We start from the raw sequence: 13,255 nt of genomic DNA, 5'->3' as shown, positions 1-13,255 counted from the left end.
TTCGTCCGGGCAGAGTGTCTTTTGTTGCAGACCGGCAAAAGGTATTCGACTATGAGCGTACGAAACGCGAGGACGCCATGGTTGACCGTCTCAGAAGTGCTGCCGAGTTGCTTGAAGCGCCGAGCTGCCCGGACTGCCATATCGAGATGAAATGGTTCCGCTCAGAACTGCTCGCGGACGAGCCGGTTCCGATCATCGCGCATCTCTTCGTGTGCCCTCATTGCAAGCGCGCCGCCCAGGCGGATACGGTCTTCAAGCCAACCCCGGTGAAGCCGGATAAGCTCTCCGCGCCGCGGTTCGCTGCCTACGCCGTGACAGTTCATTCCCGGACCTTCTGCCGTTCTTTCGAGCCGGCGTAGATGTGCCACGTCGTCAGGAACATTGCGGCGACGAGCGGGCCGATGACGAAGCCGTTGGCTCCGAAGGTCGCAAGGCCGCCCAGGGTGGCAAGCAGCACGACATAGCTCGGCATCTGGATCGACTGGCCGACCAGGATCGGGCGGAGAAAATTGTCGGCGAGGCCAATCACGAAGGTACCGAAAGCGAGCAGAATGAGGCCCTTCGTGACTGCGCCTGCCACAAGCAGATAAAGTGCGGCCGGAACCCAAATCAGGGCGGAGCCCAGCACGGGCAGCAGCGAAACCAGCGCCATGAGCGCGCCCGCCAGCAGCGGCGCAGTCAAGCCGAGCAGCCAGAAGATGAGCCCGCCAAGCGCCCCCTGTATCAGGGCGACGAGAACGATCCCCTTGATCGTTCCGCGAACCGCGAGGGTGAACGCATCGAGGATCTCGGCGGTCTGGCTCGGGCGCAGCGGGAGCGCGTCGCGAATGCGTGCGCTCAGGTCTTCGCCGTCGCGCAGCAGGAAGAACAGCAGGTACAGCATCACGAGCAGGCTCGCGACGAACTCCAGCGTCAACTGGCCGATGTTGATCGCATGCCCGGCCAGTTGCTGGCCGGCCGGGACCACCAGGCTCGACAGGCGTTCTTTCAGGGCCGAGAGATCAATCCCGGCCAGGCGACCCGAGATGGAGGCGGCCCAGTCCGGCAGCGCGGCCTTCAGTTGCTGCAGCGGATGAGCCAGATTGATCTCGCCGGCCTGAACGCGCTGATATAGCTCGCCGCCCTGGTCGACGAGCGAAGCGATCACGATCCCGACCGGGATCAGGACCAAGACGACCACCACGATGACGGTGGAAAGTGCGGCAAGGTTGCGCCATTCCGGAAACCTTTCCAGGAAACGGCGATAGACGGGCGCGAAGATGATCGCCAGCAGCGTGGCCCATAGCAATGCGCCGGAGAACGGCCAAAGCAGCCAGCCGAACGCGAGGGTGATGAGGCCGAGCCAGATGAGGAATGAGCGGTCTTCCGATGTTCTCACGTGTCGCCGGGCTCCAGTCGCACCTCACGGCACGTTGGTAGCACAGGATCGTGGCGGAGCGGCAAGTCTCGCCACGCCTCCGTTGTGCCGGCGGCTGGATCGGATGCGGCCTGTCACTGGCCGGTCTTCGCAGTCCAATCCGCGATCTTGATGCGTCCTGCAAAGGTGGCGGGGCCGGACCCGCCGGCCTTGTAGACGAAAGCCTCGCCTTCCTGGACGTCGCCGGCGTCCTTGCCAAAGGCATCGGCGATGTTGGTCTTGTGAGTGACCAGAAACGTGTTGGCGCCTGCCTTCGGCGGCGCATCGACGAGCTGACGCACCGCCTGTCCGGCCTTTGCATTGGCGCCGGTCGGGTTTGCCATTCCCGACGCGCTGGCATTGCTGCTGTCCGTCAAGGCATCGACCGGCTTGACCTCGCGGCCGGAGATCAGCTTGCCGGCCTCGATCGCGCGGTTCAGCCGGCTGGTGTAGACCTCGCCGATCGGGATCGCGAGCTCCTTGACCGCCGCCCCGATCTGGCGCGCCATCTCCCTGCCCTTGTCGCTGAGCTGACGCTGGGCGCTCATGTCGTCGAACTTGAACGGGTAGATATCCTTTTGGCTGTCGTCGGTGGCGGTGTGCCGAAAGATCAGTACAAAGCCGCCTTGCTTGAGCGAGGCGATGAGTTCAGGCGTATCGGCCGCGGCGTGTCGGGAGAAACCGGCGAGAACAACAATCAATGCGAGGCGGCAAAGCAAATTCATGCGCAAAATCCTCTATGGCAAATGCCCCCGAGGATGGTGACGCGTAACGCGGTCGATTTCAATTCTAGATGGCGGCCCGATTCGGGTTCCCGCGAGGTTCCCGATCAGACCGACAGCCGCTGTGATGCCGCGAGCCCTGCCAGCGCTTCGTCGAGCTTGTCGCGATCGAGCGGTTTGATCAGAAATCCGGTCATGCCCGCCTCGAAGCAGGCATAGCGATCCTCCACCAGCGTATTGGCGGTGAGCGCGAGGATCGGTGTGTGACGGCTGCCCATGGCCGCCTCATGCGCACGGATGCGCTTCGTCGCCTCGATACCGTCGAGCTGCGGCATCTGGATATCCATCAGCACGAGATCATAAGGCGTGCCGGCCGACGAAGCGGCGAGCCAGGATTCCAGCGCGGCCTCGCCGTGGACGGCGATGACGACGCGATGGCCGAGCTTCGTCAGCAGCGAGCGCATCAACAGCGCGTTGATCTCGTTGTCCTCGGCGACGAGGATCGAGAGGCCCTTCGCTTGTGTCGCACGGGCAGCTTCGGCCATCGGTTCCGGCGCGAGCTCGGGCGAGGCGATCTCCGGCGTCAGCGCAAGGCGCGCGGCGAGCGAGGCCGTCCGCAGCGGCTTCACCAGAAACCCGGTGAAGGCCGGCGACAGCTTGTCATGGCGCGAGCTCGACGTCAGCAGCACGAGGCGCTGCAGCGAATGTGCGCGGGCCAACTCGCCCAGATGGTCGGCCATGGCAGGGCCGATCGCGCGATCGATCAGCACCGCGTGCCATGAGCGTTCCGGCAGCAGCGCTTCGGCGACCGCCGCGTCCGCAACCAGGCAGGTCTGGCCGCCCCAGCGCTCAAGGCGCCGCGCGATCAGCGCGGCTTCGATGCCGTCGGCGACGACGAGGATCGATTTGCCGGCAAGGTCGGGGCTCGGAAAGGCCGTCTGTCCCGCGCTGGCTTGCGCGGCCGGAAGCGGCACTGCGATCTCGAAGGTCGAGCCTTTGCTCGGCTCGCTTTCGAGCGTGATGCGGCCGCCCATCCGCTTGACGATGCGCTCGCTGATGGCAAGGCCGAGCCCGGTGCCGCCATAGGTGCGGGCGACGCGCTCGTCGGCCTGCTCGAATTCGCGGAAGATGCGCTGCTGTGCCTCCGGCGCGATGCCGATACCGGTGTCGCGGACCAGGAAGCTGATCTCGTTCGGCCAGATGCCGGGCTCGACGATCAGCGCGACGCCACCGCTTGCGGTGAACTTGATGGCGTTGCCGGCGAGGTTGAGCAGCACCTGGCGCAGCCGCGCGGGATCGCCGACCACCTCCAGCGGCAGTCGCTCGTCGACATAGGCGGCGATCTCGAGCGACTTCGCCTGCGCTCGCGGCGCGAGCAGCTCGGTGATCTCCTCGATCAGGGTCGAGAGCGCGAAGGGGCGCTGCTCGAGATCGAGCTTGCCGGCCTCGATCTTGGAATAGTCGAGCAATTCCTCGATCAGCGCCATCAAGGCTTCGCCCGAGGTCTTGACCGCCTTGGCATAGGTCGCCTGCTCCGGCGTCAGATTGGTGTCGAGCAGGAGGCCGCCCATGCCGATGATGCCGTTGAGCGGCGTGCGGATCTCGTGCGAGGCCATCGCGAGGAAGCGCGATTTGGCGCGGTTGGCGGCATCGGCCTGGTCGCGCGCGTCGGACAAGGCGCGCTCGGTTTCGGTGCGGTCGGTGACGTCGCGCCCCACGCTCTGCAATTCGGCGGGCTGGCCGGCATCGAGGCGGACATAGCCCTCGCGCCAGGCAATCCAGCGCGCGCCGAGCGGGGTCGCGATCTTCTGGTCGTGGATGCGCGTGCCGCTGCTCTCGCGCGCGCTGTCGCCCTGCTCCAGCACGTCGAAATCGAAACGCGTGCCGACCAGCGCGCCGCGCGTCTGTCCCGCGAGCGCGCAATAGGCCTCGTTGGCGAAGGTGATGCGGCCGCTGGTGTCGCGCAGCACGATGAGATCGCCCTGCTGCTCGAACAGGCTGCGGGCGCGTTCTTCCGCTTCCTTCAGCTCCCAATTGCGGTCGATCAGGGTCTCGTTGTGGGCCGCGAGCGTACGCAGCCGCTTGGCCACGAAACGCAGGCGCATGCTCAGCGTCGCAAGCCCGAGGCAGGCGAGCGCGAACAGGAAGCTCGCGCCGATCGCAAAGGTGTGGGGATCGTAGCCGGAGTTTTCCGACCGGCTGCCGGACACGAACCCATAGGCGCCGCCGAAGGTCGCCGAGAAGATCATGAAGGAGCGGATCGCGAAGGCGATGCGGGGGTGCTGTCGCCTGAAACGGCGCATGCGCACCTTGATCCGGAACGTCCGACCCATCGTTACCGACCCTTGCCTGAAACCCGCCGCCGCATGCGACGATGTCGCGTCGACCTTGCGAACAGTTTGAGGCTTTGGCTCAGCCTCCAAACAGGGTTGACGAAGTGTTAACGCTTCAGAGCGAAGCGGCCTGGAGCTGGTGGTGACTGCCGTGGGCGCCGACGATCAGCGCCGCCGCCTCGCGCAGCGAGACCGACTTCGAGCGCACATAGATGCGGTAATCCGCCGGTCCCTCGCTGGAGAGATAGATCACCTCGCCGCCATCGACGGGCTGAGCGGCAATCGAGACGAGGCGCCTCGAGGGATTGGCCTGACAGGTCTCCGGCTCGGAACCGAGGCCGTCGTCGACCAATGCGAAGTCCGCGGCGTCAGCGTCGTCGGTGATCTGCACCCGGACCGTGGCCTGCGCGGGATCTTCGGTGAAGGCGACATGCATGCCGGCGGTCCAGAACAGCGAGGTGAGCTCGACTGAGATCTCGCCCACGGCGATGCAGGGATGCGAGACCGATCCGATCTCGGCGCGGGCAAACACCGCAGCCGCCAGCAGGGGAACAACCGAGGCAAGGATCTTGAAACGCAACATGGCACTCTACTCGCCGGGCCCTCGGGGAACTCGCAGCCGAAATGAGCGGGCCCTATGGTTTGCAGAGCGTAAAGGAAACTCGTTACCGCCGGGTTGACGCGCGGTATCATCAGGCCATCTGCCGCAGATCCTCCGCGAGTGCGCGATAGGACAGTGCTTCGGCAAGGTGCAGCCGGCCGATCTTGTCGGCATGATCGAGGTCGGCCAGCGTGCGCGCCACCCTGAGCACGCGGTGATAGCCGCGCGCCGACAGCCGCATGGTCTCGGCGGCCTCGCGCAGCAGTTTGGCGCCTTGCGCGTCCGGCTTGGCGATCTCTTCCAGCACCGACGCGGGCGCCTCGGCATTGGTCCGAACATGGGGCAGGCCGGCATCGGCATAGCGTGCGAGCTGGATGTCGCGCGCCGCCGCCACGCGCGCGGCGACCTCGACCGAGCCCTCAGCCGGCGGCGGCAGGATCAGATCGGCCGCGGTCACGGCCGGCACCTCGATGCGCAGATCGATGCGGTCCATCAACGGGCCCGAGATGCGCGCCTGGTAATCGCCGGTGCAGCGGTCGATGCGGCCGCGCTTGCAGGCATAGCCCGGCTCGAACGCGTTGCCGCAGCGGCACGGATTCATCGCCGCAACCAGCATGAAGCGGGCAGGGTAGGTGACCCGATGGTTGGCGCGCGACACCGCAACCTCGCCGTTCTCCAGCGGCTGCCGCAGCGAATCCAGCACGCGCGGATCGAATTCGGGCAGCTCGTCGAGGAACAGCACGCCCTGATGCGCCAGCGAGATCTCGCCGGGCTTGGCGCGCATGCCGCCGCCGGTGAGCGCGGCCATGCTCGCGGAATGATGCGGCGAGCGGAACGGCCGCCGTGCCGTCAGCGCGCCGCCTTCGATCTCGCCGGCAACGGAGGCGATCATCGAGACCTCGAGCAGCTCGCCCGGGGAGAGCGGCGGCAGGATCGAGGGCAGCCGCGCGGCCAGCATCGACTTGCCGGCGCCGGGCGCGCCGATCATGAGCAGATGATGCCCACCGGCGGCCGCGATCTCCAGCGCCCGCTTGGCGCTTTCCTGCCCCTTGATGTCGCGCAGGTCGAGCGTGGATGCGGCGGCTTCGTGCACCTTCGGCGAGGGCCGCGACAGCACCTGCGTGCCCTTGAAGTGGTTGGCGATCTGGATCAGCGAGCTTGCTGCGATGATCTGGATGTCCGGGCTCGCCCAGGCGGCTTCGGAGCCGCAGGCCGCCGGGCAGATCAGCCCCTCCTCGCGCATATTGGCGCCGATGGCGGCAGGAAGAACGCCGGCCACGGGCGCGATCGAGCCGTCGAGGCCAAGCTCGCCGAGAACGGTGAAGCCGGTCAGCGCATCAGGCGGGATCGCCCCGATCGCCGCCATCAGGCCGAGCGCGATCGGCAGGTCGTAATGGCTGCCCTCCTTGGGCAGGTCGGCCGGTGCCAGATTGACGATGATCCGGCGCGCCGGCAGCGCCAGCCCCGAGGCGATCAGCGCCGAGCGCACCCGCTCGCGCGCCTCCGACACCGCCTTGTCCGGCAGGCCGACGATGGCGAAGGCCGGCAGCCCAGGGGCAACCTGGACCTGCACGTCGACCGCGCGGGCCTCGATCCCCTCAAAAGCGACGGTGGAAACCCGCTGAACCATGCCCAAACCAGCCTGCCCCTTTCGCACAATTAGGGGTAGCAGAGCGCGGCTCTTTCCGGTCGTGCCTCAGTTTGAAATTCAGCGAGGGCGCTGGCGGATGACGCTTGGAAAGGAGGAGTGGTGGCGGACCCACTTTCTGGTTTCCGGGCAAATCCAACCGATGACTTTGGTGATGCGCCCATAGTCTTCCGACAGAGACCGCCCGATCAACGGTTCATGGTGGAAGATGCGGTTTCTCAGATCTTGAATTGCGTTTACGGCAGCGCTGACGTCTCGGATCGAGCCGTTCAAGTGAGGGAAGGCATTCCCAACTTCGTGGTCCCAGATCGGCTCATTGTATTCCCGCTTGAGCATGGCAGCCCAAAAACCGAGCATGAGGGACGCGACAATCTGATCCATGTGCGGCTCTCCCCCATACTTTCGGCGGAGGCGCTGCGCTACCTTATCGATATCAGCGCACCTCTCGGGTCCAAGAACCTGCCGGGCCGCTGGGTCAGACCACCACGTTTGGCTTAAGCGGGCAGATAAAGACGCGTGGATTACATTTCTCAATGATATTTCAAGCGCCTGGAGCGGGTAATGCAGGCTTTGACCAACTGCGGCGTTCCATAAATAAAGAGCATTCGCCACGTTTTCTCGGAAACCAGCCGCCTCCAAATACGTTGTCCAGCGCGGTACAGAAAGTGTCCGCGCGAACGCTATCGTTAATTCAGGCGTAATCGGCCCTATAATACGCTCTTGACGAATAGGCATTCGAAAGTAATGTCCCGTTGCGCGCCGGTGCCCATCTATCCAGATGGAACCGGACCAGATAGATCCCCGCGACAGCCCCTAAAAAGGCCCTCGCGGGGTTTCGCTTTTTGAGCACCCCAAAACGGGCCGTACCTCAGTCTGCAATTTGAGCACTAATTTCGCGCTTCTTGTAGGGGCCGCGCTTTTTCGCAGGGCCTTCCCGTTGATCGATCAAAGTAACGATATCGGCCATCTCAAGAGGTGACGAAACGAGACCGGCGGCCATAGCTGGTGTACTGCCCTTTAGCGACTTGTGCGACCGAACGAAATTGTACCAAACGAAGTACAGCGACAACGCATGGTAGTGGTTCTCCACCTTTTTCGAAAACGCGTTGGTGAGCCGAGTAAAGCGGCGCATTGACATGCGCATGGTGAGGTTCTGGCGCTCCACGTAGGACGTGGAAATGTGCTCCACGTCCGGAGAACCAAGGATCAAGTCCTTATCGATACCGATCAGTTTGGCCGGGCTGTAGCGCTTCTGCGGCTGCGGGTCGCTGCCGTACAGCTTCACAAGCATTCCGTAATCAACGCCATCCGGGCCGAATTCCTGGCTGACCGCATGCAGGTAAGCCTTGTGGCCGTCCGTGGTGAGTTGGACGCGGTTGGCGAGGCGGGGCTTAAGGTCGGCAATGAAGTCACTAGCGGCGCTCGCGTCGCGATCCCCGACAAGCCAAGTCAGGATCAGCTTGGAGTCGGCATCAATGGCCGTCCACGTCCACACGTCGCCAGAGCCAATCGGCGCAGCCTTGGCGCTCGCAACGTTCTTCGCCTTGGCGTAGGCGAAGCTCCAGATTTCATCGCACTGGATGCGCTGGGACTTCACGTTGCGCACAGTGGCGTCGTGGAAGGCGGCGCAAGCGTTGCCGGCATCGGCCAAGAGCTTAGTCACAGTGTTGAGGGAAACATCCGCGACCCGAGAGATCGAGCGCATGGAAGAACCCTCGCAGAGCATCTGGAGGATTTGGGCGCGCTTCTCTGTAGGGAGTCTGTTCATGGAATGCATCATGAACAGAACCCCTACAGATGTCAAGCATTTAGTTCAGTTTGGATTCCCCTGACTACTAAATCCTCGTAACCTTTTGGATTCGTAGGGATTTTTGGTTGCGAGGGACGTCAAACTACCCCATAGTTATAGGCGTGCACCGGGCTGGGCTCGAACCAGCGACCCCCCGGGTAGCAACCAGGCGCTCTATCCAGCTGAGCTACCGGTGCACGCAAGGCAGAGGAAAGTCCGGCGGGGCGCTACTCCCGCCGGTCGTCCGCGATCAGAACTAGCTGGTGTCGTAGCGGTGCTTACTCATCGCCTTCACCTCCCTTCCGAAGGCCCCGGTGTTACAGCACCGGGGTCTTTTGCTTCTGCCGCCGACGGGACGAGGAACCAAGTTTGGCCCTCACGCCGCACCATAGGCGGTGTCTCTTTGGAGAGCCTATAGAGGCTCATCCCAATGGTTTTGTAGTGGATTTGGCGATTTAGGAAGGCTTCGACCTTCCGTCTCATCAGTGACGCCTTCTCGCCCTTCGGGCCCGCCTGCTTAAGATAAAGCAGGATCAGGTCGCGAATCGACGGCTCGATGCCCGGCGTGAGCGTCGTGGAGGCGACAGTTGGGACTGGCGGCGTTGGTGGTGCGGGAACAGGAACGTCGGCCGTGCCAAGGAGGCCTACGGGACTCTGAAAGAGGCTCGGCGTCGCTTCAGAGGATAAGCGCCAGCGACCGACTTGATGGGCAGCTTCGTGCGCCGATGTCAGGGCTGATCTGACCGTGTTTGCGGGCCTAACGATCACGCCCGGCTTCGTATCTTCCGGCAACTCAATATCGACGCCAAAAAGACGGCCTGCCGCGCGGCAGTCGTACAAAGCGCGGTCGAGACCACGAATCTCCCGCTCAATTTCAGCGCGCCGCCGAACCGCGTCTGAGCGTTGATGCATCAGATCACGGAACTTTTCTAGCACCGCGTTGGCGGCTGTCTTGCGAACATCGTCGTCCATCTACGCCCACCCGATTCGGCCGGATGGGTTCCTTGTAGACATGATACGCGACGGATACAAGGCCGTGGTTTACGATTCCCACCGCTTATGAGCGGCTTTTCTAGCAATCTCGACCCGATCAGCCGGGGATAACTTCTCGGAACGTGCCTTTCCGCCGATCTTGCCGCCCTTCGCCCGATTCGGCGCCTTGCTGTGCCTGTCCTCGACCTCGCCGGTCGCGATCCTGCCGATCAGCACGGCGTTCTGTACGGTGTCGGCGTGGCGCTTCTCGCCCTTGGGGCCTTTGGGCATGGCAAATCATCCTGTTTCTCAGGATGTAGGATACCACGGCGCGGATATCAGGTCCGTACAAGTCAAGCTGTCAGGATTTCAAACTGAGGCACGACCCTCTTTCCGCAAGAACAATACAGGAACGTCCCGCAGGGGGGACAAGCCCTAACCGATCGTAAACGCCGAGCCGACACTACGCCTCGAATGCCAGCTTCTGTCCTCAGCACATTCCAACGAATGTCCGCTACTCCTTGGGCTGCGGGATGGGCCGTGGTCTAACGGGTGAACAATTCAAATGCTTGCAAATCGCCGGAGAAGCGAACGTCGGGTGTGCAGCCGCCTCGCCAAGATCCATTTTGGCGCGGGCTCGCTGCCGCGGGACTGCACGATCACCGATATTTCGGATGGTGGCGTGAAAGTGGTGGCGGAATTTCTGGAAGTGCCGCCGCAATTCACCATCATCTTCGCGCCGGACTATTCCCGGCAATGCCGCCTGCGCTGGCGCATCGGCTGCGAGTTCGGCGCTGAATTCGTCGATTGAGACGCAAGGGCCCGCGTCCTTAACGGGACTTTAGCGTTAATCGGTAAGCATCTCTGATCAGTTGCCGAGTGATCAGAGTATGTCCACGCGTTCGTCCCTCGCCTTTCCACCGGCGAGATTGCTGTTTCCCGCACTCCTGGTGCTCGTCCTCGGCGGCTGCCAGACCGCCGGCATCGAGGATGTGACCGGCGCGCTCGGCGTCCGATCGGAAACCGCTGTCAAGGCCGATCCCAGAACGGACATGGACGCGCTGCGCGAGCGCTACCGCGCCAAGCCCGGCGATCCCGCCATTGCGCTCGAGTACGGCAAGGCGCTGCGCGACAGCGGTCAGCGCGCGCAGGCGGTCGCGGTGCTGGAGCAGGCCGTGCTCGCCCATCCCAGCAACAAGGCGCTGCTCGCCGGCTATGGCCGCGCGCTCGCCGACAGCGGCAATTTCCAGCAGGCCTTTGACGTCCTCAGCCGCGCGCATTCGCCCGAGGATCCCGACTGGCGCATCCTGTCGGCGCAAGGCGCGGCGCTCGATCAGCTCGGCCGCAACGAGGAGGCGCAGCAATATTACGCGAGCGCCTTGAAGATCGTGCCCGACGAGCCGCAGGTCCTGTCCAATCTCGGCCTGTCCTACATGCTCCAGAACAATTTGCCGCGCGCCGAGCAGGTACTCGGCCGCGCCCATCAGCGCAATCAGAACGATTTGCGGATCCGTGCCAACCTCGCGCTCGTGCTGGGACTGCAAGGCCGCCAGGCCGAGGCTGAAATCCTGGTCAAGGCAGATTTGCCGCCGGACCAGGCGGCGGCCAAAGTCACGGCACTGCGGCAAATGCTGGCCAAGAAGCAGCAGCAGCGGGCCGAGAAGTAAACCGCCAGCCGATCGCATTCTTGCTCGTCGCGTCCTCGCGACGCGAACGCTATCGCGACTACGACGCCTTGCGGTGCGGGGCCGATGGGCGGCCCGACCGGCCCTTCAGCTTCTTCAGCAGCGGCTCGAGCAACGAGCGCTTCGGCTTCTTCACCTCGCCGCGGCCGGCGAGGCGGTTCGCCATGTTCTGAAACAGCGCGGTGGTGCGGTGGTTCTTGGCGACTTCCGCGATCATCTGGCCGTTATTGGCCGCGGTCGAGAACAGCTTCGAATCGAACGGGATCACCGCGATCGGCTGGCTCTCCATGGTCTTGGCGAAGGCCTTGACGTCGATCTCCGCGCGCTTGTGCATGCCGACCTGGTTGAGGCAGTACAGCGGCGGCCGGTCGTTCGGTCGTGCCGCTTTCAGCACGCTCAGCATGTTCTTGGTGTTGCGCAAGTTCGCGAGATCGGGCTCGGCGACGATCACGATGTCGTCGGCGTTCACCAGCGCGCGCCGCGTCCAGCCGGACCATTGGTGGGGAACGTCGAGCACGATGCAGGGTGTGGTCATGCGCAGCGTGTCGAACACGGCGTCGAAGGCTTCGGCGCCGAAATCGTAGACGCGGTCAAGAGAGGCGGGCGAAGCGAGGAGGCTGAGGCGCTCGGTGCATTTGGCGAGCAGGCGCTCCATCAGCGCCGTGTCCGGCCGGTCCTGCGACAGCACCGCGTTGGCGATGCCCTGCACCGGATCCTGGTTGTAGTCGAGGCCCGCGGTGCCGAAGGCGAGGTCGAGGTCGATCACGACCGAATCGAGCGAAAGGTCGCGGGCGATGGTCCAGGCTACGTTGTGCGCGACCGTGGAGGCGCCGACGCCGCCCTTGGCGCCGACCACGGCGATGACGCGGCCGGTGATGATGGCCTCGGAGGCCGAGAACAGGCTGCAGATCGAGCGGACGACGTCGAGGGTCTCGACCGGTCCGACCACATAATCGTTGACGCCGCGGCGCACCAGCTCGCGATAGGGCGCCGTGTCGTTGGGATTGCCGATCACGACCACGCGGGTGCCGGGGTCGCAGACGCCGGCGAGGTCGTCCAAGCCCTCGAGGATGTCGCGCGTGCCGTCGGATTCGATCACGATCACGTTCGGCGTCGGCATCGATTCATAGACTTCGATCGCCGCGGCAAGGCCGCCGTCCTTGGCGGTGAGGTGCGCCTTGGCGAGTCGGCGGTCCTGCCCCGCAGCGGTCACCGCGGCGAGCGTTTGCTCGGTCTCGCAAAAGGCCTGCACGGAGATGCGAGGAACCGGCGCGATGTGTTCCTCGGGGTGCAGCGGATCGTCCGAATCTTCGTCGTGGAGCCGTGTCATTTGCCGGTATCGCTGAGCTTGGCCTTGTCGGCGTCGGGATTGGGTGTCGCGATCGCGGTGCCCTTGCGATAGCGCTCGAAGGCGATGTCGCGCCGCGCGGTATAGGCCGGCGTTTCGGATCGCGGCTGCTCGAGATCGGCGGGGTTGTCGATCATGGCCGCGAGGTTGCGCTGACTGGCGCAGCCGAGATTGAAATAGGGCCGGTTCTCATTGTAGCCGGGATCGAGGATGGAGGGGCCGATGTCTTCCGGCCACAGACCGCAGGGACCCGCGACCGCGGTGATCTTCGAATAGCTGAGGCGGATGGTGGGCAGCAGCCCGGGGTCTTCAGGACGATAGGGATGCTGGACGATGGCGCGCGACGGCACGCCGCCGGATGTGAGCACGGAGCGGATCTCCCGATAGGTCGCGGCCGCCGCGCGTGAATTCGCGGTGTCGACGGGGACGTCGATGACGACGGAGCCGGTGCCTTCGCGCACCCAGTCCCGCGCAATGCCGGCGACATCCGAATGCTGCGCGGCCGACAGGCCGCCGCGCGCCTTGCCGACGAAGATCACGATCGACTTCCTGCCCTCCTGCACCGCGATCGGGTGGCGCTGGCGGTAGTCGGTCGGCACCGTCTGCGTGACGATGTCGCCGGTGGTATTGCAGGCAGCGAGCATGACGGACAGCCCCGCCAGTGCCAGCGCGATCCGAAAGCTGCGACGTCGATCGGCAGATGTTGTCGTCATCGCCTGGTCCCCTCTTGCCCGTTCCTTGCCCCGGTCCCCAAACCGTTC

Annotated in this window: 14 protein-coding genes and 1 tRNA gene; 3 read left to right on the top strand and 12 right to left on the bottom strand. The window is 64.4% G+C overall.

Going from position 1 to position 13,255, the window contains the following annotated elements:
- Positions 1-77: 77 nt before the first annotated feature.
- Positions 78-359 (top strand): hypothetical protein, encoded by a 282-nt coding sequence (locus tag E4K64_RS23800; protein WP_126256890.1) that lies wholly within the window; start codon positions 78-80, stop codon positions 357-359.
- Here E4K64_RS23800 and E4K64_RS23795 read toward each other — a convergent pair.
- From E4K64_RS23795 to E4K64_RS23750, 10 genes are all read right to left on the bottom strand, one after another.
- On the bottom strand, positions 320-1,288 hold the full coding sequence (locus E4K64_RS23795) for an AI-2E family transporter (protein ID WP_235884761.1): 969 nt from the start codon (positions 1,286-1,288) through the stop codon (positions 320-322). The two genes, E4K64_RS23800 and E4K64_RS23795, sit on opposite strands and share 40 nt — an antisense overlap.
- 203 nt (positions 1,289-1,491) lie before the next feature.
- On the bottom strand, positions 1,492-2,121 hold the full coding sequence (locus tag E4K64_RS23790) for a histidine phosphatase family protein (protein WP_167772220.1): 630 nt from the start codon (positions 2,119-2,121) through the stop codon (positions 1,492-1,494).
- Positions 2,122-2,225: 104 nt separating this feature from the next.
- Entirely contained in the window at positions 2,226-4,451 is a 2,226-nt protein-coding gene (locus E4K64_RS23785) for an ATP-binding protein (RefSeq protein WP_135165681.1), read from the bottom strand.
- A 115-nt stretch (positions 4,452-4,566) separates the two neighbouring features.
- Entirely contained in the window at positions 4,567-5,034 is a 468-nt protein-coding gene (locus E4K64_RS23780) for a hypothetical protein (protein WP_135165680.1), read from the bottom strand.
- A 109-nt stretch (positions 5,035-5,143) separates the two neighbouring features.
- A complete protein-coding gene (locus E4K64_RS23775; RefSeq protein ID WP_135165679.1) occupies positions 5,144-6,682 on the bottom strand; it encodes a YifB family Mg chelatase-like AAA ATPase in 1,539 nt (512 codons plus the stop codon).
- 78 nt (positions 6,683-6,760) lie between these two features.
- Positions 6,761-7,081, bottom strand: coding sequence for a hypothetical protein (locus E4K64_RS23770; protein WP_135165678.1), 321 nt, complete (start codon positions 7,079-7,081; stop codon positions 6,761-6,763).
- A gap of 487 nt (positions 7,082-7,568) precedes the next feature.
- Positions 7,569-8,468: a DDE-type integrase/transposase/recombinase gene (locus E4K64_RS23765; protein WP_135165677.1), complete on the bottom strand. Its 900-nt coding sequence runs from the start codon at positions 8,466-8,468 to the stop codon at positions 7,569-7,571.
- 144 nt (positions 8,469-8,612) lie between these two features.
- Positions 8,613-8,686: transfer RNA gene (locus E4K64_RS23760), tRNA-Ser, on the bottom strand.
- A 94-nt stretch (positions 8,687-8,780) separates the two neighbouring features.
- Entirely contained in the window at positions 8,781-9,461 is a 681-nt protein-coding gene (locus E4K64_RS23755; RefSeq protein WP_135165676.1) for a hypothetical protein, read from the bottom strand.
- 69 nt (positions 9,462-9,530) lie between these two features.
- The gene (locus E4K64_RS23750; protein ID WP_135165675.1) at positions 9,531-9,752 is read right to left on the bottom strand and encodes an RNA-binding protein; all 222 of its coding nucleotides are present in this window, start codon (positions 9,750-9,752) and stop codon (positions 9,531-9,533) included.
- A 274-nt stretch (positions 9,753-10,026) separates the two neighbouring features.
- Between E4K64_RS23750 and E4K64_RS23745 the strand changes: the two genes are divergently transcribed.
- Together E4K64_RS23745 and E4K64_RS23740 are read left to right on the top strand one after the other, a co-directional pair.
- Complete coding sequence (locus E4K64_RS23745; RefSeq protein ID WP_018644993.1) at positions 10,027-10,272, top strand: PilZ domain-containing protein; 246 nt, start codon at positions 10,027-10,029, stop codon at positions 10,270-10,272.
- A gap of 79 nt (positions 10,273-10,351) precedes the next feature.
- Positions 10,352-11,128: a tetratricopeptide repeat protein gene (locus E4K64_RS23740; protein WP_135165674.1), complete on the top strand. Its 777-nt coding sequence runs from the start codon at positions 10,352-10,354 to the stop codon at positions 11,126-11,128.
- Between the two features lie 58 nt (positions 11,129-11,186).
- On the opposite strand, the gene E4K64_RS23735 is transcribed toward E4K64_RS23740, so the two are convergent.
- Together E4K64_RS23735 and E4K64_RS23730 are read right to left on the bottom strand one after the other, a co-directional pair.
- Positions 11,187-12,476 carry a CpaE/TadZ family protein gene (locus tag E4K64_RS23735; protein WP_135165673.1) on the bottom strand — a complete coding sequence of 430 codons (1,290 nt, stop codon included), beginning with the start codon at positions 12,474-12,476 and terminating at the stop codon, positions 11,187-11,189.
- Positions 12,473-13,207, bottom strand: a complete 735-nt coding sequence (locus E4K64_RS23730; RefSeq protein WP_135165672.1) for a CpaD family pilus assembly protein — start codon at positions 13,205-13,207, stop codon at positions 12,473-12,475. Before E4K64_RS23730 ends, E4K64_RS23735 begins: the two co-directional genes overlap by 4 nt.
- Positions 13,208-13,255: the final 48 nt, after the last annotated feature.

The sequence above is a fragment of the Bradyrhizobium frederickii genome (assembly GCF_004570865.1).
In the GTDB taxonomy this organism is placed as follows: domain Bacteria; phylum Pseudomonadota; class Alphaproteobacteria; order Rhizobiales; family Xanthobacteraceae; genus Bradyrhizobium; species Bradyrhizobium frederickii.
Note: the sequence above shows the minus strand (reverse complement) of the source record. Positions and strands in the feature narration are given on the sequence as shown.

Bases quoted from the DNA above. Each gene is read 5' to 3' on its own strand.
- E4K64_RS23770 (WP_135165678.1), bottom strand. From the start codon at position 7,081: ATGGATCAGATTGTCGCGTCCCTCATGCTCGGTTTTTGGGCTGCCATG.
- E4K64_RS23730 (WP_135165672.1), bottom strand. From the start codon at position 13,207: ATGACGACAACATCTGCCGATCGACGTCGCAGCTTTCGGATCGCGCTG.
- E4K64_RS23735 (WP_135165673.1), bottom strand. From the start codon at position 12,476: ATGACACGGCTCCACGACGAAGATTCGGACGATCCGCTGCACCCCGAG.
- E4K64_RS23750 (WP_135165675.1), bottom strand. From the start codon at position 9,752: ATGCCCAAAGGCCCCAAGGGCGAGAAGCGCCACGCCGACACCGTACAG.
- E4K64_RS23775 (WP_135165679.1), bottom strand. From the start codon at position 6,682: ATGGTTCAGCGGGTTTCCACCGTCGCTTTTGAGGGGATCGAGGCCCGC.
- E4K64_RS23765 (WP_135165677.1), bottom strand. From the start codon at position 8,468: ATGAACAGACTCCCTACAGAGAAGCGCGCCCAAATCCTCCAGATGCTC.
- E4K64_RS23780 (WP_135165680.1), bottom strand. From the start codon at position 5,034: ATGTTGCGTTTCAAGATCCTTGCCTCGGTTGTTCCCCTGCTGGCGGCT.
- E4K64_RS23785 (WP_135165681.1), bottom strand. From the start codon at position 4,451: ATGGGTCGGACGTTCCGGATCAAGGTGCGCATGCGCCGTTTCAGGCGA.
- E4K64_RS23745 (WP_018644993.1), top strand. From the start codon at position 10,027: ATGCTTGCAAATCGCCGGAGAAGCGAACGTCGGGTGTGCAGCCGCCTC.
- E4K64_RS23740 (WP_135165674.1), top strand. From the start codon at position 10,352: ATGTCCACGCGTTCGTCCCTCGCCTTTCCACCGGCGAGATTGCTGTTT.
- E4K64_RS23790 (WP_167772220.1), bottom strand. From the start codon at position 2,121: ATGAATTTGCTTTGCCGCCTCGCATTGATTGTTGTTCTCGCCGGTTTC.
- E4K64_RS23755 (WP_135165676.1), bottom strand. From the start codon at position 9,461: ATGGACGACGATGTTCGCAAGACAGCCGCCAACGCGGTGCTAGAAAAG.
- E4K64_RS23800 (WP_126256890.1), top strand. From the start codon at position 78: ATGGTTGACCGTCTCAGAAGTGCTGCCGAGTTGCTTGAAGCGCCGAGC.